This is a genomic window from Mesorhizobium sp. YC-39, assembly GCF_025753795.1.
Classification (GTDB): domain Bacteria; phylum Pseudomonadota; class Alphaproteobacteria; order Rhizobiales; family Rhizobiaceae; genus Mesorhizobium.
This window is the reverse complement of record NZ_JAOWPS010000004.1, coordinates 537785-558348: the sequence shown is the minus strand read 5'-3', so window position 1 is coordinate 558348 and position 20564 is coordinate 537785. Positions and strand designations below refer to the sequence as shown.

20 protein-coding genes are annotated in these 20564 nt (G+C 63.1%); 10 read left to right on the top strand and 10 right to left on the bottom strand.

Translation table 11 applies throughout. The annotated features are described in order from the left end of the window. The 6 genes from OHD62_RS24210 to OHD62_RS24185 form a co-directional block, all read right to left on the bottom strand. Window positions 1–987 (bottom strand): ABC transporter permease, encoded by a 987-nt coding sequence (locus OHD62_RS24210; protein ID WP_263787887.1) that lies wholly within the window; start codon window positions 985–987, stop codon window positions 1–3. After that, window positions 984–1964 (bottom strand): ABC transporter permease, encoded by a 981-nt coding sequence (locus OHD62_RS24205; protein WP_263787886.1) that lies wholly within the window; start codon window positions 1962–1964, stop codon window positions 984–986. Before OHD62_RS24205 ends, OHD62_RS24210 begins: the two co-directional genes overlap by 4 nt. Then, window positions 1961–3532: a sugar ABC transporter ATP-binding protein gene (locus OHD62_RS24200; protein ID WP_263787884.1), complete on the bottom strand. Its 1572-nt coding sequence runs from the start codon at window positions 3530–3532 to the stop codon at window positions 1961–1963. Before OHD62_RS24200 ends, OHD62_RS24205 begins: the two co-directional genes overlap by 4 nt. Window positions 3533–3603: 71 nt before the next feature. Next, entirely contained in the window at window positions 3604–4728 is a 1125-nt protein-coding gene (locus OHD62_RS24195; RefSeq protein ID WP_263787882.1) for a sugar ABC transporter substrate-binding protein, read from the bottom strand. A 305-nt stretch (window positions 4729–5033) separates the two neighbouring features. Continuing rightward, on the bottom strand, window positions 5034–6062 hold the full coding sequence (locus OHD62_RS24190; RefSeq protein ID WP_263788550.1) for a LacI family DNA-binding transcriptional regulator: 1029 nt from the start codon (window positions 6060–6062) through the stop codon (window positions 5034–5036). A 175-nt stretch (window positions 6063–6237) separates the two neighbouring features. Then, a complete protein-coding gene (locus OHD62_RS24185) occupies window positions 6238–7470 on the bottom strand; it encodes an MFS transporter (RefSeq protein WP_263787880.1) in 1233 nt (410 codons plus the stop codon). 176 nt (window positions 7471–7646) lie between these two features. Between OHD62_RS24185 and OHD62_RS24180 the strand changes: the two genes are divergently transcribed. Next, complete coding sequence (locus OHD62_RS24180) at window positions 7647–7934, top strand: DUF3175 domain-containing protein (RefSeq protein ID WP_263787878.1); 288 nt, start codon at window positions 7647–7649, stop codon at window positions 7932–7934. A gap of 9 nt (window positions 7935–7943) precedes the next feature. On the opposite strand, the gene OHD62_RS24175 is transcribed toward OHD62_RS24180, so the two are convergent. Then, window positions 7944–8720, bottom strand: a complete 777-nt coding sequence (locus OHD62_RS24175) for a FadR/GntR family transcriptional regulator (RefSeq protein WP_263787876.1) — start codon at window positions 8718–8720, stop codon at window positions 7944–7946. Window positions 8721–8811: 91 nt separating this feature from the next. After that, window positions 8812–9708, bottom strand: a complete 897-nt coding sequence (locus tag OHD62_RS24170) for an NAD-dependent epimerase/dehydratase family protein (protein WP_263787874.1) — start codon at window positions 9706–9708, stop codon at window positions 8812–8814. A 118-nt stretch (window positions 9709–9826) separates the two neighbouring features. On the opposite strand from OHD62_RS24170, the gene OHD62_RS24165 reads away from it, so the two are divergent. Continuing rightward, entirely contained in the window at window positions 9827–10765 is a 939-nt protein-coding gene (locus OHD62_RS24165) for an NAD(P)-dependent oxidoreductase (protein ID WP_263787872.1), read from the top strand. Window positions 10766–10862: 97 nt separating this feature from the next. Here the strand turns inward: OHD62_RS24165 and OHD62_RS24160 are convergent, their stop codons facing one another. Continuing rightward, on the bottom strand, window positions 10863–11645 hold the full coding sequence (locus OHD62_RS24160) for a FadR/GntR family transcriptional regulator (RefSeq protein ID WP_263787870.1): 783 nt from the start codon (window positions 11643–11645) through the stop codon (window positions 10863–10865). A gap of 208 nt (window positions 11646–11853) precedes the next feature. Continuing rightward, on the bottom strand, window positions 11854–12843 hold the full coding sequence (locus tag OHD62_RS24155; protein WP_263787867.1) for a sugar-binding protein: 990 nt from the start codon (window positions 12841–12843) through the stop codon (window positions 11854–11856). Between the two features lie 475 nt (window positions 12844–13318). Between OHD62_RS24155 and OHD62_RS24150 the strand changes: the two genes are divergently transcribed. The 8 genes from OHD62_RS24150 to OHD62_RS24115 all read left to right on the top strand — a co-directional run bounded on the left by OHD62_RS24150 (window position 13319) and on the right by OHD62_RS24115 (window position 20557). Then, window positions 13319–14062, top strand: coding sequence for an ATP-binding cassette domain-containing protein (locus OHD62_RS24150; RefSeq protein ID WP_318528630.1), 744 nt, complete (start codon window positions 13319–13321; stop codon window positions 14060–14062). Window positions 14063–14138: 76 nt separating this feature from the next. After that, the gene (locus tag OHD62_RS24145; protein ID WP_263787866.1) at window positions 14139–15137 is read left to right on the top strand and encodes an ABC transporter permease; all 999 of its coding nucleotides are present in this window, start codon (window positions 14139–14141) and stop codon (window positions 15135–15137) included. A gap of 273 nt (window positions 15138–15410) precedes the next feature. After that, complete coding sequence (locus OHD62_RS24140) at window positions 15411–16238, top strand: AraC family transcriptional regulator (protein ID WP_263787863.1); 828 nt, start codon at window positions 15411–15413, stop codon at window positions 16236–16238. Between the two features lie 112 nt (window positions 16239–16350). Beyond that, the gene (locus OHD62_RS24135) at window positions 16351–16794 is read left to right on the top strand and encodes an SRPBCC family protein (protein ID WP_263787861.1); all 444 of its coding nucleotides are present in this window, start codon (window positions 16351–16353) and stop codon (window positions 16792–16794) included. A gap of 16 nt (window positions 16795–16810) precedes the next feature. Further along, the gene (locus tag OHD62_RS24130) at window positions 16811–17632 is read left to right on the top strand and encodes an FAD binding domain-containing protein (protein WP_263787860.1); all 822 of its coding nucleotides are present in this window, start codon (window positions 16811–16813) and stop codon (window positions 17630–17632) included. Between the two features lie 57 nt (window positions 17633–17689). Beyond that, complete coding sequence (locus OHD62_RS24125) at window positions 17690–18172, top strand: (2Fe-2S)-binding protein (RefSeq protein WP_263787858.1); 483 nt, start codon at window positions 17690–17692, stop codon at window positions 18170–18172. Window positions 18173–18183: 11 nt separating this feature from the next. Beyond that, complete coding sequence (locus OHD62_RS24120) at window positions 18184–19551, top strand: xanthine dehydrogenase family protein molybdopterin-binding subunit (protein WP_263787856.1); 1368 nt, start codon at window positions 18184–18186, stop codon at window positions 19549–19551. Window position 19552: 1 nt separating this feature from the next. Further along, on the top strand, window positions 19553–20557 hold the full coding sequence (locus OHD62_RS24115) for a xanthine dehydrogenase family protein molybdopterin-binding subunit (RefSeq protein ID WP_263787854.1): 1005 nt from the start codon (window positions 19553–19555) through the stop codon (window positions 20555–20557). Window positions 20558–20564 lie beyond the last annotated feature (7 nt).

Here is a 20564-nt window from a genome sequence, read left to right as displayed (position 1 = left end):
TCAGCGACTTGCCGGCGCGCGGCCGTAAAGCAGCAGCATGGCGACGATGACAACGCCATAGATGATCTGCCGCCCCGCCTCCGGCATCTGCATGACCGAAAGGATGGATTGCAGCAGTGTGATCAGGATGACGCCGGCGACCGTGCCGAGATAGGAGCCGCGCCCGCCGAGGATCGAGGTGCCGCCGAGCACCACCGCTGCGATCGACGGCAGGAGATAGGCGTCGCCCATCGACTGTGCCGCCTTGGAAGCATAGCCGGCCAGAAGCACGCCGCCAAAGGCCGAGAGCCCACCCGACACGGCGAAGGCGATCATCACCACGCGCCGCGTGTCGATGCCGGAAAGGTAGGCGGCGCGCTCGCGGTTGCCGATGCCGTAGACGGCGCGGCCGAAGCCGGTGCGGGTCAGCACGAACACCATCGCGGCACCGATCAGCGCCCAGATGATGACGGCGTTGGGCACGCCCGGAATGGCAAAGCCCGTCGCCAGATAGCGCATCGCTCCGGTTGCCGAATCCTGCGGCGAGAACCCGCCCGTGTAGACCACCATCAGCCCTTGCGCTACGGCATTGGTGGCAAGCGTAATGATCATCGAGGGGATGCGCAGATAAGCGACACCGATGCCATTGACTATGCCGATCAGCACCCCACAGAAAATGCCGAACGGGATGGCAAGCGCTACACCAACCGGCCCGAAGGCAGCCATCGCACTGGCCATCATCGCGCCCACCGCCACCGACCATGGCACTGACAGGTCGATCTGGCCGAGCAAGATCACCAGCATCATGCCGGTGGCGATGACGCCGAGAAACGAGGCCACCTTGAGCTGCTGCAGCAGATATTCGGGCGACAGGAAGCTGCGTGAGTAGAGACTGCCCACAAACAGCAGCAGCACGATGCAGGCAAAGGCGGTCAACACCGCCGGATCGGCGCGGCGGATGAATTTCGGCATGCGGCCGGCAATACCGCCAATCGTCGTTTCGCTCACAGGAACCACTCCAGCCGGTTGCGGACCCGGAACAGGACGAAGGCGCCGAGGCTGACCGCGATCAGCAGGATGACACCTTGGAACAGCGGTTGCCAGAGCGGGTCGAAATCGAAGACGAACAGCAGGTCGCCGATGGTGCGGAAGGCGAGCGCCCCGAAGATCGCGCCGATGGCGCTGCCCTTGCCGCCGAACAGCGAAACGCCGCCGAGCACCACGGCGGCTATGGAAAAAAGCGTGTAGGCATTGCCGCTGGCATAGGCCGCATCGCCGGTATAGGTGAAGAAGGTCAGGAACAGCCCGCCGATCGCGGCAAGCAGCCCTCCGAGCGCGTAGGCAGCGAACTTGCCGCGCCGGATCGGCACGCCGGACATGTAGGCCGCCATCTCCGACGATCCCGCCGCATAGGCCGCGCGACCGAGCACGGAGCGGCTGAACGGCACCCAGACCAAAAGCACGACGGCCAAAAGCACGACCAGGCTCGCCGGGACCACACCGAACAGGCGCCCGGTCAGGGCGTCGGCGAGATCCTCGTTGACCGAACCGCCCGGAAAGGGTCTCAGCAGCAGCGCTATGCCGAAATAGACCGCGCCGGTGGCGATGGTGGCGACGATCGGCTGCAGCCGTCCATAGATGACGATGGCGCCATTGATGGCGCCGCACAGCAGCCCGGTGCCAAGCACGGCGACGACCCCGAAGGCGGTCTCGATGCCGGTGCCGATGACCAGCCACGAGGCCAGACAATTGGTCAGTGTGAAGATCATGCCGACGGAAAGGTCGATGCCGGCGGTGATCACCACCAGCGTCTGCGCCATGGCGACGAAGGCGAGCAGCACGCCCTTGTTCGAGGCCGTCTGCACGACGTTGGCAGTGAAACCCGCCGGATGGTTCGAGGTATAGATGACGAACATGGCGATGAAGATGCCGAAGGCCAGCAGCGTTCCACGCTGTTCGGCAAGCCAGTAGCGCCAGTCTTTCACGCGTTTTCTCCCTGCTTCAAGCTGGCGTCCTCGCCATGCTTCAGGCCGGCGTCATCGCCATGGATGTTGAGCGCGCTGGCGATCAGCGCCCGCTCGGTGATCTCGGCGCCCACCAGTTCGCGCTTGACCGCGCCGTCATAGAGCACCAGCACCCGGTCGCAGCAGCCGATCAGTTCGTCATAGTCGGTCGAATAGAACAGGATCGCCGCGCCGGCGTCGGCGAGTTTGCGCATCAGTTGGTAGAGTTCCTGCTTAGTGCCGACATCGATGCCGCGCGTCGGATCGTTGAGCAGGATGATGCGCGGCTGCCGCATCAGCCATTTGGCGATGACGACCTTCTGCTGGTTGCCGCCGGACAGCGCGCCGACCGGAATGTCGAGGCCCGCTGTCTTGATTGCCAGAAGGGCCACCATGTCGTCGATCAGCCGCTGCTCGGTGGCACGGTCGATAATGCCGGCCCTGGACAGCCGGTCGAGTGCGGCGAAAGAAAGGTTTTCGCGCACCGTCATCGGCAGCATGAGGCCTTCCGTCTTGCGGTCCTCCGGGATCAGCGCCATGCCGATCCGGTCACCGCGCGCGGCTGAAGGACTGGCGATGGCGACCGGCTTGCCGTCGATCAATATCTGGCCGGACAGGCCGCGCAGCACACCGAAGAAGGCGAGCAGCAATTCGCGCTGGCCCTGGCCGTCGAGACCGCCAAGGCCGACGACCTCGCCTGCCCCGACCGTCAGCGAGACATTGTCCAGCCGGTCGGTCCAGGAAAGCTTGCGCGCCTCCAGCACGGGAGCGGCGGTGGTCGGTGCACGCACCGGCTTCGGCGGGAAGATGTGGCTGTATTCGCGCCCGATCATCAGTTCGACGACTTCGTTGTCGGTCTTCGAGCCTGCCTTGTAGCTGGCGACATTGCGGCCGTTGCGAAACACCGTGCACTGGTCGGCAAGCTCGGCGATCTCGTTCATCCGGTGCGAGATGTAGAGCAGCGCCAGCCCTTCCGAGCGCAGCCGTTTCAGCACGCCGAAGATCTTGGCGACGTCGGCCGCGGTCAGCGCCGAGGTCGCCTCGTCGAGGATCAGGATGCGCGGCTTCCTTGCGAGCGCCTTGGCGATCTCGACCATCTGCCGGCGTGACAGCGGCAGATCCCTGACCAGCGCCAGCGGATGGATGTCGGCGGCGCCGGCGCGCACCAGGGCTTCTTCCGCGATGCGGCGCTGCGCCTTGCGGTCGATCATGCCGAAGCGCTTGGGCGGATCTGAAATGACGATGTTGTCGGCGACGCTGAGTTCGGGGACGAGCGACAGTTCCTGGAAGATGCAAACGATGCCGGCCTGGTTGGCAGCAGCCGGCGACGCGAAGTTCACCTCGCTTCCGTCCATCGTCATGCGGCCTTCGTCGGGCGCGATGACGCCCGCCATGACCTTGATCAGCGTCGATTTTCCAGCGCCGTTTTCACCGAGAATGGCATGGATGCTGCCTGATGTGACCGAAATCTCGGCCTTTTCCAGCGCCCTGACGCCGCCATAGCGCTTGGATATGCCTTCCATGCGGAAGAGCGGAACCGCACCGTCCATCGGCCCCTCCCAAGGCGCTTGTTCTGCGGAACCGGCGCCGAGGGATTTCCCCGCGGCGCCGAGCGATCAGTCTACTGGTTTTCCTTGGTCTGGCCCATGATTTCCTGCGCGGTGAAATTGATGCCACAGGTCGGGAAGGAGTTGCCGACGAAGAAATTGTCGGATTGGTCGGGGAAGTAGTCCTGGCCTGCCTTGAAGTTCGGATCCTCGACGATCGCCAGCGGCAGCTTGACCGACTGCGGGACGACCTGGCCTTCGAGTGCTGCAATCGCCGTCTTGATAGCAACCGCCACCTGCGCCGGACCAGTACCGGCTGACGAGCATTTCAGCCCTTCGGCTGCATGGGCCGCGCAGAACTTGCGGAAGCCATTCTCCGTTTCGCCGCCGAACGGTACGAACGGATGCTTGGCGTCGATCATCGCCTGCACGATGCCGGTGTCACCACCCTGGCCGGTGATGCCGACGAACGGACCATTGGTCGCGATCGCGTCAGCCGTGACCTTCTGCGCTGTCGGATCATCCCACTTGCCGGCGACTTCGGTGACGTCCCATTTCTTGCCCGAAGCCGCCAGAACCTCATGGATGCCATTGTGGCGGTCGGTATCGACCGACGTGCCGGCAACGCCGCGCACTTCAAGAATCTTGCCGCCATCGGGTATATGGCTGATCAGCCAGTTGCCCCAAAGTTCGCCAAGGCCCTTCTGGTCGACATTGACGTTGATGGCATCCTTGGTGTCGAGAATGTTGTCGAAGGCCACCAGCACGACGCCGGCTTCCTTGGCGCGCTTGATGACCGGGCCGAAGGCGGTCGGGTTCTGTGCGTTGACGACGATGGCGTCATAGCCGGAATCGATGAAGTTGTTGATCGCCGAAATCTGCGCCGGCACATCCTCGCCGGTCGACACCACCTTGAATTCCTTAAGCTTGGCGGCGACGTCTTTTTGCGCTGCGTAAGCTTTGGCGGTCTGGATCATCTGGATGCGCCAGGTGTTGGCGATGTAGCCGTTGGCGAGCGCGATGCGGTAAGGGCCTTCCTTCTTGGGGAACTTGAAGAACTGTGTGTCGGCGGCCCATGGCGCGAAGCAGTCCGGCTCTGCCGCCGGCCCCTTGACGATTTCAGGATCGGCGATCGCCGACGAGCTCAACATGACGAATGCAGTGGCGGCAACGATGCCACCAACGAGTGACTTGATCATCGATATTCCTCCCAGTTGCAATTCTAGTTATTGTTAGCAGCCATGACAGTTCACGCGTCTGACCAGGCACCTCCCGCCTTGCCGTCGTGCTCTTGAGCCGGGCCGTTCGCCTGCCCGATATCCTCTCCTTGTGATCCCGCAAGCAGCAACAAAAACTATCATATTATACATAATAAACAAGTATTATCTGTCGCTTATGTATAATAAACAGCCTTTAGGTCCCTGTCTCGGCTTTGCATTGACGACAGATGGTAGCGCTACCATGGCAGTGTGTAAAGGATCATTGTGCGATGTCTGGAAAGCCTTCAGCGTGCCGTACTCTCGCGGCGTATGAGCTCGAAGCCGAGGTCGACCACCCGCTGCTCGGGCCGTTTCCCCGCGATCGCCGCCAACGCCATGGCGACCGAGCGCCGGCCGATTTCGTAGCGGTAGGTGCGGACACTGGTGATCGATGGGAAGGCCGACTGCATCATGTCGAGATCGTTGAAGCCGACGATGCCGATGCTCTTCGGTACGGCGATCGCGGCACGGTGGCACTCGAACAGCACACCGAGCGCGATATCGTCATTGTTGCAGAAGACGCCGTCGAGCGTCGGCATCTTGGCCAGCGCGTCACGGAACAATTCACGGCCAAGCGTGACACTGGACGGCACAGGCGTGGTGGTGACCAGCCGCGGGTCGAACAGCCCAGCTGCTTCCGTCGCCGCGCGATAGCCAGCCAGGCGCCGCTGCGAACGCGGATCCATGCGCGCGCCGATGAAGCCGATGCGGCGATAGCCCACTTCGATCATATGCTCGGTCGCCGCCCTGCCCCCCTCGAAATGCGAGAAGCCGACCAGCATGTCGACCGGATTCGGCCCTGTCTCCATGACCTGCACCACCGGGCAGCCGGCTGACTCCAGCAATTTTCGCGCGGTCGGCGTCTGGTCGACGCCCGCCACGATTAGGGCTGCCGGGCGCTGCGGACCAAACACCTGCAGCAGCCGCTCTTCCTCGAGGCCGGAATAGTGCGTGTTGCCGAGCTGGACGCGGAACGGGCCATCCGACAGGCTGTCATAGATGCCGCGCACCACTTCAGCGAAGACGTTGTTAGTGAGCGACGGCACCAGCACGCCAAACACCTCGGCGCGCGCCGAGGCCAGAGCACGCGCATTCGGATCGGGCACATAGCCGAGTTCGTCGACGGCAGCCTGGATCTGGCGCCGCAAATCCTCCGAGACGCGCTCCGGATCGCGCAAGGCGCGAGAGACGGTGATGGCGCCGACGCCGGCCTTGCGCGCGACATCGGCGATGGTGGGGCGGCCCCCGCCACGGCGCGAGCGCGGTTTGGTCAAGGCCTTGTTCCCGGCACTGCGCTTTTGCCAGTGCGCGGTCGCATCGTCACCCTTGTCGCCATGCTCATCCGGCTTCCTCGCCACGCCATGTCAGCCTGGCGTCGCGCAGCCTCTGCCTATTGTCAAGCCGACGGTTCGTAGCAACATGGAGGACAGGGCAACTGATCTCAACGCCTCAGGCCATCGCCATGGCGCTGCGCCGCGCCTTCCACAGTACCAGCACCATGGCGATTATGTTCAGAAAGCTCCAGGCGATACCGTTGAGAAAAGCGGCGGCATAGGAGCCGGTCAGATCGTAGATCCAGCCCGACATCCAGCCGCCGATCGCCATGCCGAAGATGGTCGCCATAATGACGATGCCGACGCGCTGGCCGGCCTCTTTGGCGGGCATGTATTCGCGCACGATGATGGCGTAGCAAGGCACGATGCCGCCTTGCGACAGGCCAAAGATCAGCGACACGACATAAAGCGAGGCAAGCCCGTCGAAGGGGATGTAGAACAACAACGACAGGCATTGCAGCACCGAACCGATTAGCAGGGTTTTCACGCCGCCGATGCGATCGGCGAGAAAACCCGACGCCAGCCGGCTGACGACACCCGCCACCATCATGATCGACAGCATGTCGGCGCCATGCGTCACGCCATAGCCAAGATCCATGCAATACGCGACGATGTGGACCTGCGGCATCGACATCGCAACGCAGCAGCCGAGCCCGGCGATGACAAGCAGCACCTGCAAGGCTGCCGGCGACAGCGCGATCGGCTGGACTGGCCGGCTGCCGGGCAAGCCGGCGACGGCCTCGCGAGGCGCCTCGCGCCTGAGCAGCAGGATCAGCGGCACCATGGTCGCGAGGCAGACGACGCCGATCGCGGCATAGGTGAAACGCCAGCCTTCGCTCTGCATGACATAGGGCATCGCGGTCGGCCAGATTGCCCCGGCAAGGTAACTGCCGGAAGCAGCCGCCGTCACCGCCACGCCGCGCCGGCGGTTGAACCAATGCGAGATGTCAGCGATCAACGGACCAAAGATCGCCGACGTGCCGACGCCGATCAGAAGCCCCTGGACGAGGGTGAACTGCAGGATCGATGTGGTCAGCGACGCGAGCAGGAAACCGGCGCCGAGCGCGATCGAAGCTGTCAACGCCGGAATCCAGTAGCCCATGCGGTCGATGGCGCGTCCGACCAGCAGATTGCCGAGAGCGAAGCCGACCATGGTCGCGGTGTAGGGCATCGATGCGGCGGCGCGGTCGACACCGAATTCGACCTGCACGGCCGGCAGCACCACGACCACCGCCCACATGCCGACACCGCCAATCGTTGCCAGAAGCATGGAGATGCCAAGCCGTATCCAGGCTTGGGCGCTGTCGATGCCGGGGCTGGTCGCCTGGCTGGAGGCGGTTGTGGTCAAGGCGTTTCCTGTCCGCGGTTCTGTGAGATCGACCGGTTCCGCATCACTATCGGCGTATTCGCGGCGCCGAGCAGCGGCCACAACGGGCAAATCCGTGGCTCCAGAGATTCGGCATTGCAGGAACCGCGACTGCCGTGCGGCGTTTTCCGACCGACAATGCACGCAAGGAGTTTGCCATGACCGCGAAAAGAAAATGGTCGGCCGAGGTGACCGAGCACAGCGACGCTATGGATCTCGAGGACCACGTCTTCGAATCCCACGACGCCAAGAAGATCGCGGCCTCGCTCAAGCGCTCGGCCGAGCACAGCGACCGGCGCAAGGCCGAGCCGTTCCAGTCCGCTATGTCGATGCTGAATTTCTACATCAACCGCGCCGGCAAGAACCTGCCGGCCGGGCGGAAGAAAGTGCTGGAGGACGCAAAGGACGAGCTGCGCGCCGCCTTCGGACGCCCGAAGGAAGATTAGAAGATCGACCTATCTCGACCTGATAACGACGTCGGTATTGGCCAACAGCTTGCGCACCGCATTGCGCGCCGCATCCGGCCGTTGCAGGCGGATGTTCTTCTCGATCGCCTCATGCAGCTTCTGCGCATGCTGCAAATCGTCCAGCTCCCGCGTCGTATAGGCGAACAGATGATCGAAAGCCGATTCGATCAGCACGCCGAGCGGCACCAGTAGATCGTTGCCCGACGCCCTCAGGATGGCCAGATGAAAGCGCGTGTCGGCACGAGTGCGCTCTTGCAGCGTCGCCGCCTCGCCCATCTCCCGGCAGGCCTGGCTGATCTCGGCCATCTGCTCGTCCGTGCGCCGCATGGCGGCGAAGGCGCTTGCCTCCGGCTCGATGATGTGGCGGAATTCCTGCACGGTTTTCAGGAAAACCTCGCGGTCGGGCGATGTCGCGTACCAGGCGAGCACGTCGCGGTCGAGCAGGTTCCAGCGTTCCCTCGGTTCGACCCAGCTGCCGATCTTGGGGCGCGATGCCAAAAGGCTTTTCGCCATCAGCATCTTGATGGCTTCCCGCACCGCCGAGCGGCTGACGTCGAAGGTCTCGGACCATTTGGCTTCATTGGGCAGGATGGTTCCCGGCGGATAGTCGCCGCGCACGATCCTCAAGCCGATCTCGTTAGCCAGCGAGGCATGCACGCTCGACCCGGGAATGCGGGCAGCGTCGGCCCGGCGGACGGCGGCCGGACGTTCGGCGGACTCCGCACCGGCCAGCGTTTTTCCCTTGTTCGGCTTTCCGTCCCGCATCTGTCCCAGAAAGTCCGGATTTCAAAGCCTGTCAAGCACAGGACCGTAAAGCCTGCTTCTGTGCACAGATCAGCCCCGGACCATCACTTGATCAGGCCTTTTTGACATATTTCCGCCAGCTATGCTCAGGACGGAAGCCGAGCACATCCCTCGCCTTGCGGTTGGAGAGCAGCGTCTCATATTCGCCGAGTTCAGCCTTGACCGGCACGTCGGGGTAAAACCGCTTCAGCAACTCGGCTGTCGGCAGATCGGACGAACAATCGTCATTGGCGGCATTGAACACCTGATAGCCAAGCCCGTCCTTTTCGATCGCCCGCAGCGTGATCTGGCCAAGGTCGCGCGCGTCGATGTAGCTCCAGGCGATGCGCTTGCGGAAACCCGGATCGGCGAACCATTTCGGAAACAGCTGGTATTCATGCGGCTCGATGACGTTGCCGATGCGCAAGGCGTAGATATCGGTGCCGTTGCGTTGCGCAAACGCCCGCGCCGTCTTCTCGTTGACCACCTTGGACAGCGCATAGCTGTCCATCGGATCGACATCGTAGTCCTCGTCGAGCGGGAAATATTTGGGGTCGCGCGGCTCATTGGCGAAGACCAGCCCGTAAGTCGTCTCGCTCGAGGCGATCACCACCTTGCGGATGCCGAGCTTCACCGCCGCCTCGATGACATTGTAGGTGCCGAGCGCATTGATGCGGAACACCTCGTTGTCGGTCGTGATCATGATGCGCGGGATGGCCGCGAAATGCACCACGGCATCGACCGGCTGCGCACGCAGTGAGGGATCGAATTCATGCAGCCCCATATAGCTCGACAGTGCGTTGAACACCTGCCCACTGTCGGTGATGTCGGTGATCAGCGTGCGCACCTTGGGATTGTCGAGCGGCTTGGCGTCGATATTGAGCACCTGGCAGCCATGCTCGACCAGATATTGCACGACATGGCGCCCGGCCTTGCCGCTGCCACCGGTGAACATGATCCGCTTCGTCATTTTGCTCTCCACATCGCTTGGGAATTATTTGTATTGTCAGACAATATTGCATTCTGCAACCGCCTGCGGCAAGAACAGCAGCGCTATTATCGATAATTTCCAGATAGGACAAAACGACATGACCACGACAGCCGCGAGCGAAAAGATCGGCTTCATCGGCCTTGGCCTGATGGGGCATGGAATCGCCAAGAACATCGTCGACAAGGGCTATGCGTTGACGTTTCTCGGCCGCAAGAACCGCAAACCAGCGGAAGATCTGCTTGGCCGGGGCGCCGAGGAAGCAACCACCTCGCGCGATGTTGCGGCGGCATCCGATATCGTCTTCATCTGTGTCACCGGCTCGCGCGAAGTGGAGGCCATTGTCCACGGACCCGGCGGCCTCAAGGAGGGCTTGAAGAAAGGCTCTGTCGTTGTCGATTGCTCGACCTCCGATCCGGTTTCGACGGTGGCCATCGCCGCCGAACTCAAGGCGCTCGGCGTGGACTATGTCGATGCCCCGCTCAGCCGCACGCCGAAGGAGGCCTGGGAAGGCACGCTCGACGCCATGGTTGGCGCCTCCGACGCGGTCTTTGCCCGCCTCAAGCCCGTGCTCGACACCTGGGCCGGACGCATCGTCCATATCGGCGGCACCGGCGACGGCCACCGCATGAAGCTGCTCAACAATTTCATTTCGCTGGGTTATGCGGCGATCTATTCCGAGGCGCTGGCGCTGGCCGAGAAGGTCGGCATCTCGCCGCCGCGCTTCGACAGCGTCATCCGCAACGGCCGCATGGATTGCGGCTTCTATCAGACCTTCATGCGCTGGACGCTGGAGGGCGACCGCGACGCCCATAAATTCACCATTGCCAATGCCTTCAAGGACCTCACCTATCTCGAATCGATGGCGGGAGCGGCCGGCATCGCCAACCCGCTTGGCAATGCCACCAAGAACGCCTTTGCCGGCGCCTTCGCCGCCGGGCCTGCCGATCAATATGTACCGATGCTGGCAACGCATGTCGCCAAGGTCAACGGCGTCGACCTGATGCCGACCAAGGACGGCAAGCGGCAGACGATCTAGGCGCGACCGGCTGACATCAGGATTCCACCTCAATCATTCCAGGAGGATCGACCTCTACCTTATTGTTCGAAGTGCGATTACTTGCGCCTAGAGGCGGTCATCGCCGCGATCGTCCGATAACGTCGTCGGTGTTGGCAAGGAGCCTGTGCACTGCATTGCGCGCCGCACCTGGCCGCCGCAGACGGATGTTCTTCTCAATCGCCTCGTGCAAGGACTGTGCCCGTCCTTGGTCGCCGTGCTCGCGTGTGACGAAGACGAACAAATGGTCGAGCGCCGATTCGATCAGCACGCCGAGCGGCACCAGCAGGTCGTTGCCGGAGGCGCGCAGGATGGCGAGGTGGAAGCGCGTATCGGCGCGCGTGCGTTCCTGCAGGTTCGTGGCCTCGCCCATCTCCCGGCAGGCCTGGCTGATCTCGGCCATCTGCTCTTCGCTGCGCCGGATAGCGGCGAAGGCACTGGCTTCCGGTTCGATGATATGGCGGAACTCCTGCACGGTGCGCAGGAACACCTCGCGATCGGGTGCGGTCGCGTACCAGGCGAGCACGTCGCGGTCGAGAAGGTTCCAGCGCTCCTTCGGCTCGACCCAGCTGCCGATCTTGGGGCGCGATGCCAAGAGGCTCTTGGCCATCAGCATCTTGATCGCCTCGCGCACCGCCGAGCGGCTGACGTTGAAGGTTTCCGACCATTTGGCTTCGTTGGGCAGGATAGCCCCAGGTGGATAGTCGCCGCGCACGATCCGAAGACCGATCTCGCTTGCCAGCGAGGCATGAACGCTCGAACCGGGAAAGTGTGCCGCGTCAGCTCGCCGAAAGGCAGCCGGGCGGCTGACCGGCGCCTCGGCCTTGGCGGATCGTTTCCTTGATTTTCCGTCGTCCGGCATCCACGTTCCAATGCGTCGGCTGTCTGTCGCGGGCATCGGGAATGTCAATTTCCTCGCCGAATAACCCTTCGCCGAAATGCAAACTATGGGCGCGTCGAAACCGGGGCATTCCGCCCCGACCGCGCTGCTTCGTCCCTTGTCAAGAACCGGGTACATTCCATGACCCGGGGTGGCGGGGCGCCGTTGGACGGCGCCCCGAAATCGCGGCCTACTTCTGGATGCAGGTGTCGACCGTGTCCTTGGTGCATTCGTCGAGGCCGGTGAACACCGGATCATCGACTTTCTTGCCTTCGATCAGGTCGATCATCACGGAAGGCGCCTTGTAGCCCATCTCGAATGGCCGCTGGCCGACGAGTGCGGTGACAAGGCCTTCACGGGCGATTGCCACTTCGTCGCCGATCGTGTCGGCGGCGCCGATGACGAACTCGTTCTTGGCGATCTTGTCGGCCATCGGCTTGAACAGGTCGCGATAGGGCTGCGGCGCGCCAAACAGTGGCCAGCCACCCATGATGCCGAAGGCGTCGAGATCGGGATTGGCGGCGAGGATATCGGTCATCGCCTGCACGCCCTTGGCACCGTCGTCATTGGTGAACACCGGGCAGCCGGCGACTTCCGTCCAGCCGCCTTCGCCGGCGAGCGCCGCGAGACCTTCCTTGCCCGAAAGCGCGTCACGCATGCCCTGAGCACGGCGCAGGATGTTGTCGGCCGCGGGGTTGCCTTCGATGGTGCAGATCTTGCCTCCATTCGGCTTGCCCTTCTTGATGTATTCGCCGATCTTGAAGCCCATCAGGTAGTTGTCGGTGCCGAGATAGGTCTTGCGCAGCGCTGCATCTTCCTTGGTCAGGTCGGCGTCGATGGTCATGATCGGGATCGACGGATTGGCGCTCTTGATCGTCTGCGCGATCAGCGGCGCGTTGGACGGCGAAATGGCCATCGCCACCGTGTCGGCCTTGCTCAGCATGTCGCCAACGATCTGCGCCTCGCCGGCCTCGTCGGAGGTCGAAGCCGGACCGGTGTAGAAGCACTCATACTCCGAGCTGGCGTTTTCCTTGTTCCATTTCTGGCAACCCTGGTTGATGGCCTCGAAGAATGGATTGTCGAGCCCCTTCACGACGATGACGAGCTGTTTCTTGGCCAAAGCCGGCCCGGCGCCCAGCGCCATGACGGCGGCAGCGGCGAGCAATAGTGATTTCCTCATGTCAGTCCTCCCTTGAAAACAGACGGACACGACGTGTCCGCCACACAGACCGACCCGGATCAAGCAATGACAGAGGATCGTTGCACGAGCGCTCGTGTCGCCAAGCCAGGCCGATAAGCATTTCCAGATGCAGCCACGAATCGGTCCAACAAACAGCTGTTGCCGGATTCTCGACCGATAATCTCCACCGATTCCCATCCGGCGGACCGGCAACAGGGATCGGCATATTCTCCTCCGACGCCTAGCTAATATCGGCTCGCCGCCAACGTCAATCTCTATTTGTCCTACAAAACTGATTTTTAAAAGGATCTCCTCGCATTTCATCGGACAATTGCCAGATCTTATTCGTCCGACAATTGACGCCAGTGCAGGCATTCGCATAATGGACTTCAAAATCGCTGTCTCCGGGAGGAGCTGGGGAGAGCGGGCCGCGGCAGAACCGCAGGCCGGGAAGCAAGGGGAGGCAAGAAGGCTGGTGGCGGTTCTCGAACTCACCAATATCTCGAAACATTTCGGCGCCATCCAGGCGGTCAACGACGTTTCGCTGTCGATCGAGCCCGGGCAGGTCGTCGGCCTGATGGGCGACAATGGCGCCGGCAAGTCGACCCTGGTCAAGATGATCGCCGGCAATTTTCGCCCGAGTCATGGCACGATGCAGATGGACGGCAAGGAGTTGATCCTGCACAAGCCGGTCGAGGCGCGCCAGCATGGCATCGAGATTGTCCATCAGGACCTGGCGCTGTGCAACAATCTGACGGCCGCCGCCAATGTCTATCTCGGCCGCGAGCTGCGCCGGGGCGTCGGGCCATTTCGCATCCTCGATTACGCGGCGATGTACAAGCGCGCCGGCCAGATCTTTGCGGTGCTTAAGTCCGAAACTCGACCCCGCGACCTCGTCAAGCAGATGTCCGGCGGCCAGCGGCAAGCGGTGGCGATCGCCCGCACCATGCTTTCCCAGGCCAAGATCGTGCTGATGGACGAGCCGACGGCGGCGATCTCGGTGCGGCAGGTCGCGGAAGTGCTGAACCTGATCCGCCATTTGCGCGACCAGGGTATCGCCGTTGTGCTGATCAGTCACCGCATGCCTGACGTCTTTGACGTTGCCGATCGCGTCATCGTTATGCGGCGCGGCCGCAAGGTCGCCGACAAGACCATTGCCTCGAGTTCGCCCGAGGAGGTCACGGGCCTGATCACCGGCGCCATCGAGCAGGTGTCATGAGAGTGGCGGGTCCGGAATTTCGAAGCTTTGAATTCGCCGTGCTGGCGCATTTGGCCACCGGCATGAAAGGTCGATAATGGCAGTCACTCTTGACCAGACGATCGCGCACAAACAGCACAGCTTTATGTCGCGGCTCCTTGCCACCCAGACCTTCTGGGTAGTGGTTGCGGTCATCCTCGCCTGCCTGTTCCTGTCGTTTGCCACCGATTCCTTCGCCACCCCGAAGAACCTCTACAACATCACCCGCAACGTCACCTTCGTGGCCATCGTCGCGCTCGGCATGACCTTCGTCATCATCACCGGCGGTATCGACCTGTCGGTCGGCTCGGTGCTTTGCCTGTGTTCGATGATATTGGCGGTCACCATGCATGCTGGCTACGGCATCGAGATCGGCATTGCCGCCGCGATCGCGACGGCGCTGATCATCGGCGCCTTCAACGGGATTTTGATCGCCTATCTCGGCTTTCCGCCCTTCGTCGTGACGCTCGGCATGCTGTCGATCGCGCGCAGCCTCGCCATGGTCGCCTCCAACAACACCGTCGTCTTCCAGTTCGGGCCAGACCACGACAAGCTTCTGGCACTCGGCGGCGGCGCCTGGGTGTTCGGCATCGCCAATCCGGTGTTCTACACGATCGTGCTGGCGCTGATCACCGGCTTCGTCCTGCGCTGGACGAAATTCGGCCGGCACATCTTCGCCATCGGTGGCAATGAGCATGCGGCGACGCTGACCGGCGTTCCGGTGCGCCAGATCAAGGTCGCGGTCTATATGATCTCGGCGCTGGCCGCCGGCATTGCCGGCATCATCCAGACCGGCTGGCTCGGCGCCGTCACCACGAACCTCGGCAACGGCATGGAGCTTCAGGTGATCGCCGCCACCGTCATCGGCGGCGCCAACCTGGCCGGCGGCGTCGGCACCGCCTTCGGCGCCATTGTCGGCGCGGCGCTGATCGAGGTGATCCGCAATAGCCTCGGCCTGCTCGGCATCAATGCCTTCTGGCAAGGCGTGTTCATCGGCGGCGCGATTCTGCTGGCGGTCCTGTTCGACCGGATACGCAACTTCCGGCGCAGCGACTAATGCATGTCGCGCAAAAGTGTGCAGCGGTTTTGCGATAACGACATGCATGAAACAACAATCTAAAGCGCGTCGCATAAGGCCGGCCAAACGCGACGCGCTTTAGGACCGAGCCCGTTATTCGTTCTCGTTCCTATCGATCAGTCTGAAAAACAGCGGCACGGGGTCCATGGCGGGCACGGCGCGAGCGCATGCGCCTTGACGCAGACCCGAACTGGGCAGCAATATCCCCACTGCAGGCGAAGGGAGGCCAGTCGTCTGCGGGAGGATATACCCATGACGGAAGCGATCAGGCTCTACTGGGGCCGGTTCGGACATGTTTCTGTCCTGAACGTCGCCAGCGACTTCGTCACCCATGCCCATGTCGAGGCGCATATCATCATCTGGCTGGAAGGCACGGCCGGCGAGATGACCATCGGCCGCGAGACGGTGCGGCTCGGACCTGGTACAGCCGCCGGCATCAATTCCTTCCAGCCGCACAGTCACGCTCTGTCGCGCGACGGCACGCCAGGCCTGTTCCTGGCCTTCTACATCGATCCGGACTGGGCCCGCCGGCGTCGCGACCTGCCATCGTCGGCGCCGCTGTTTTCGACCCCGGCGATCACGCTCGAGCCCTGGCTGCACAAGGCGGCAGCCAACCTGCTCGACCATTTGAGCGACAATGAGAGCATCGACGACATCGCCAATTACGAGATAGAGCGCTTCATCGACAGCGTGCTCGATGCCGCCGACGCTTCAGCACCGCAAGCTGTGCGCGCCCGCGTCAACACCATGCAGGACTTCCGTGTCCGCAAGGCGATCCAACTGATGAAGGCCAATGTCTGCGAGCGCATCTGCTTCGACGACGTGGCGCGCAGCGTCGGCCTGTCGCGGCCGCACTTCTTCGCCCTGTTCAAGGAGCAAACCAATCTGACGCCCAACGTCTACTGGAACACGCTGCGCATGGAGGAAGCGGTGCGGCAGTTGCAGTGGTCCGAGGCGCCGCTGATCTCGGTTGCCTGCAATCTCGGCTTCACCACGCAGGGCAATTTCTCGCGCTTCTTCCGCGACCATGTCGGCGTCCCGCCGACGCTTTATCGGGAGGCGGCGCGGGCGATAGCCTGAGCCGCGTGGCTCATTTTCAGACTCCTTGATAGGTGCTCAAGACGCATTGATAAGCACTGCCGGGCACACCGCCCTACCCTCCCGAGCAGCTAACTCGCAAGGGAACGATCATATGGCAAAAATCACCATCTCCAGCGTCATCGACGCACCAGTCGAAAAGGTCTGGGCGCGCATACGCGACTTCAACGGCCTACCGGGCTGGCATCCGCGCATGGTCGAAAGCCATATCGAGGATGGCAAAGACGCCGGCACGATCGGCTGCGTGCGCAACTTCCAGCTCGCCAGCGGCGCCCGCATTAGGGAAAAGCTGCTCGACTTCTCCGACGACAATTTCCTGGTCAGCTACTCCATCCTGGAGACGCCCCAGCCGCTCACCAACCACAAGGCGACGCTGCAATTGCGGCGGGTGACCGATGGCGACCGCACCTATGCCGAATGGACTGCCAGCTTCGACGCAGCACCCGAAGAAGCCGACAAGCTGGCCGAAGGCATGGGCGCCAATGTCTTCCAGGGCGGCTTCAATGCCTTGAAGAGCCATTTTGGCGGCCAGAGCTGATAAACAGGAGCGTGCCATGGCGCTTGCCCTCCAGACTTTCTCGACGGTGAAGGATGCCAATACGGCGCTGAAGGCGGCCGGTACGCGCTATCTCGGCGGCGGCACGCTGGTCGTTCGCGCCACCAATGAAGGCGATGTGTCGCTCTCCAGCTTCGTGCGCTCGACCGAACCGTCCCTGTCGACCATCGCCGTCTCCGGAGGCAAGGTCCGTCTTGGCGCCTCGGTGACCATGGCAGCGATCGCCCGTCATCCAGATTTGGCTCCACTGGCCAATGCCGCGCGCGCCGTCGGCGGCCCCGCGATCCGCAACATGGCGACCGTCGGCGGCAATTTGTTCGCGCCCGCGCCCTATGGCGATTTCACGGTCGCGCTGCTGGCGCTAGACGCAACCGTCAGCACCGATGACAGCGAGATGCCGATCGAGGAGTTCTTGACCAATCGGGATGGCAGCCGCGCCGTCGTAACATCGGTCGCTTTCGCGCTTCCACCGCACAACGGCTTTCGCTTCCTGAAAGTGTCGCGGGTCAAACCCAAGGGCATCTCTGTGCTGAGCATTGCCGCAGTGCTCGAACAGGCGGCGGACGGCACCGTGTCCTTGGCACGGATCGCGCTCGGCTGCATGGCCGACCGGCCGATGCGGGCCAGGGCAGCCGAGAAGGCCCTACTCGGCAGCACGCTCACCAAGGATGGCATCGCACCCGCGCTGGCCGCCGTGGGCGAAGGCACCTCGCCCATCACCGATCCGATCGCCAGTGCGTGGTATCGCAATGAAGTCCTGCAGGTCCATCTTGGCCGGCTGCTGCTTGGCCAGATCGCGGGCATGGAAACAAAGGCTTAAGCCCGTTGGGGGCGCGCGTCTGTCCGACAAGTTCGGGCAGGCGCGCAAGGAGGAACAATGGCAAAGGTCCCGGTTCAGTTCACGCTCAACGGCACGGAAAAGGCCGAATTCATCGACAGCGGCACGACGCTGCTTCACGCCTTGCGCGACAAGATCGGTGATACCTCGCCGAAAGGCGGATGCCACCAAGGCACCTGCGGCGCCTGCTCGGTCATCATCGACGGCGAACTCCGGCTCTCCTGCCTGACGCTGGCCGAGACCTGCAACGGCACTGCCATCACCACGACTTCAGGGCTTTCGGAAGGCGGCGTACTGCATCCGCTGCAGCGGGCCTTTCTCGATGCCTTCGCCACCCAATGCGGCTTCTGCACGCCGGGCATGATCATGGCGGCCAAGGTGCTGCTTGACCACACGCCCACTCCCAGCCGCGACGAGGTGGTCGAGGCGCTGTCGGGCAACATCTGCCGCTGCACCGGCTACGAGCCGATCATCCAGGCGGTGCTGACCGCCGCGCGATCGAACTCACAGCACGCGGCTTGAGGGAAACAAAGATGGAACTGCGCAAGAATTATTTCGCCGACCAGCGCAAGGACGATCTGCACGAGATCGGCCAGCCCCGGCCGCGCTCCGATTCGCCAGGCCACGTCACCGGCAAGACCGCCTATTTCGCCGACCGCAATTTTCCCGGCATGCTGCATCTGAAGATGGTGCGCAGCCCGCACCATCACGCCCGCATCCGCTCGATCAACACTTCGGAGGCCGAAAAACATCCGGGCGTGGTGAAAATCCTGACGGCCAAGGACGTGCCGCACAATGTCTACACCATCCTGATCCTAATCCAGATCGGGCCGGAGGACGAGACGGTGCTGGCCGACGGCAAGGTGCGCTGGAAAGGCGAGGCCGTGGTGGCGGTGCTGGCCGAGACCGAGCGCGCCGCGCAGGAAGCCGCCGCCAAGGTCAAGGTCGACTACGAGGTGCTGCCGGCCGTTTTCGATATGGAGGAGGCGCTGAAGCCCGGCGCGCCTGTCGTCAACGAGTATCACGGCCAGAACTATTATCTCTATGACAGCGGCGAATGCCGCAAGGTCCGCTTCGGCGATGTCGAGGCCGGCTTCGCCGGCGCCGATCACATACTGGAACAGACCTACCAGTCCTCGCCGATCGAGCATGCGCCGACCGAGACCACCGGCTGCGTCGTCGTCCCCGAGGGCAATGACCGCTTTACCTGCTACACCAACACGCAGGCGATGTTCTTCACCCTCGACAATGCCTCGATCATCCTGCAGATGCCGGGCAGCAAGCTGCACTTCGTCGGCGGCACGGTCGGCGGCGGTTTTGGCGGCAAGGTCGACGTCATCGTCGAGCCGATCGCCATCCTAGGGGCGAAACTAACCGGACGACCGGTCTCTTTCATTTACAGCCGCGAAGAGGAGATGCAGATTTCGTCACCCCGCGCGGCCGAAAAGGTCGTCATCAAGGACGGCGTCATGAAGGATGGCCGCATCGTCGCCCGCAAGGTCACCGGCTACACCGATGCCGGCGCCTATTCGCGCCACTCGCCCTACGGCGCGCAGAAGGGCGCGGGCCACTATCCCGGCCCCTACACTATCCCCAATGTCTGGATCGACACCTACTGCGTCTACACCAACCGCACGCCGTCTTCCGCCATGCGCGGCTTCGGCGTCACCATCGGCGATTTCGCGCTGGAGGTGCAGATGGACAAGCTCGCCCGGCTGATCGGCATGGACCCGCTCGAATTCCGCTTCATCAACGCTTATCGCGACGGCGACATGAAGGCCCATCGCCAACCCACCGAGGGCGCGGCGCTGATCGAGTGCATGCAGGAAGCCTCGCGCGCCGCCAACTGGCCGGTGGCGGAAAAATATCTGGCCATGTCCTCCTACACGAAGGGAGCTTGAGATGGCGATCAGGCGCGGACGCGGCGTCGCCGCGATCAACTATCCGACCGGCATGAATCTCGGCGGCGACCCGACCCAGGCGCTGGTGCATTCGACGCCGACCGGCAATTTCATGGTCACGCTCTCCAGCGTCGATCTCGGCCAGGGCATGAAGCAGATCATGGCGCAGATCTGCGCAGAGACGATCGGCGTGCCGACCGACCGTGTCGTCGTCGACACCGCCGACACCGACACCGGCCCGCACTGCATGGGCACCTTCGCCTCGCGCGGCACACACCGGGCCGGCAACGCTGTCATCCAGGCGGCCAGGGAAGCGCGTCAAGTGATGCTCGAGGTGGCGGCCGAGGAGTTGGAGGTGAACGCGTCCGATCTCGAGACCGATGGCCAGGGCAATATTCTGGTCAAGGGCGCGCCGCAGAAATCGATCTCGATTTTCGATGTCGCGCTGTCGGCGCACTTCAAGCGCGGCCGCTCGATCTCCGGCCGCGGCATGTTCCTGATCCCGCGCTCCTATCCGGAGAAGGAGACCGGCGCGATGAAGCCGTCGACCTGCTACGCCCATGCCTGCACGGTGGCCGAGGTCGAGGTCGACGACGAGACCGGCGAGGTCACCGTACTGACGGTCAGGAACGTCTTCGAGATCGGCCGCGCGCTGAACCCGAAAATGGTCGAGCAGCAGCTCGTCGGCGGTTCCTGGATGGGCATCAGCCACGCGCTCTACGAGACGACCGAGCCCTATTATCCCAACCGCGACCATGGCGGCACCGACTTCAACCAGTATCTGATGCCAGGTCCCGGCGATCTTGCGCAAACCGAGATCATCGTGCTGGAGCGGCCGTCGGCCGACGGACCTTACGGCGCCAAGGGACCGGGAGAAATGTGCGCCAACCCGCAGATCCCTGCCATGGCGAACGCTGTCTTCGACGCCGTCGGCGTGCGCATCGACACGCTGCCGATCACGCCGGAACGAATCCTGCGGGCGTTGAAGGCGCAGGCGCCGAACTGAGTGCCGG

Excerpts from the sequence above, each read along its gene's own strand:
- OHD62_RS24200 (WP_263787884.1), bottom strand. The coding sequence starts at position 3,532 with ATGGACGGTGCGGTTCCGCTCTTCCGCATGGAAGGCATATCCAAGCGC.
- OHD62_RS24195 (WP_263787882.1), bottom strand. The coding sequence starts at position 4,728 with ATGATCAAGTCACTCGTTGGTGGCATCGTTGCCGCCACTGCATTCGTC.
- OHD62_RS24180 (WP_263787878.1), top strand. The coding sequence starts at position 7,647 with ATGACCGCGAAAAGAAAATGGTCGGCCGAGGTGACCGAGCACAGCGAC.
- OHD62_RS24175 (WP_263787876.1), bottom strand. The coding sequence starts at position 8,720 with ATGCGGGACGGAAAGCCGAACAAGGGAAAAACGCTGGCCGGTGCGGAG.
- OHD62_RS24170 (WP_263787874.1), bottom strand. The coding sequence starts at position 9,708 with ATGACGAAGCGGATCATGTTCACCGGTGGCAGCGGCAAGGCCGGGCGC.
- OHD62_RS24165 (WP_263787872.1), top strand. The coding sequence starts at position 9,827 with ATGACCACGACAGCCGCGAGCGAAAAGATCGGCTTCATCGGCCTTGGC.
- OHD62_RS24160 (WP_263787870.1), bottom strand. The coding sequence starts at position 11,645 with ATGCCGGACGACGGAAAATCAAGGAAACGATCCGCCAAGGCCGAGGCG.
- OHD62_RS24155 (WP_263787867.1), bottom strand. The coding sequence starts at position 12,843 with ATGAGGAAATCACTATTGCTCGCCGCTGCCGCCGTCATGGCGCTGGGC.
- OHD62_RS24145 (WP_263787866.1), top strand. The coding sequence starts at position 14,139 with ATGGCAGTCACTCTTGACCAGACGATCGCGCACAAACAGCACAGCTTT.
- OHD62_RS24140 (WP_263787863.1), top strand. The coding sequence starts at position 15,411 with ATGACGGAAGCGATCAGGCTCTACTGGGGCCGGTTCGGACATGTTTCT.
- OHD62_RS24135 (WP_263787861.1), top strand. The coding sequence starts at position 16,351 with ATGGCAAAAATCACCATCTCCAGCGTCATCGACGCACCAGTCGAAAAG.
- OHD62_RS24130 (WP_263787860.1), top strand. The coding sequence starts at position 16,811 with ATGGCGCTTGCCCTCCAGACTTTCTCGACGGTGAAGGATGCCAATACG.
- OHD62_RS24125 (WP_263787858.1), top strand. The coding sequence starts at position 17,690 with ATGGCAAAGGTCCCGGTTCAGTTCACGCTCAACGGCACGGAAAAGGCC.
- OHD62_RS24120 (WP_263787856.1), top strand. The coding sequence starts at position 18,184 with ATGGAACTGCGCAAGAATTATTTCGCCGACCAGCGCAAGGACGATCTG.
- OHD62_RS24115 (WP_263787854.1), top strand. The coding sequence starts at position 19,553 with ATGGCGATCAGGCGCGGACGCGGCGTCGCCGCGATCAACTATCCGACC.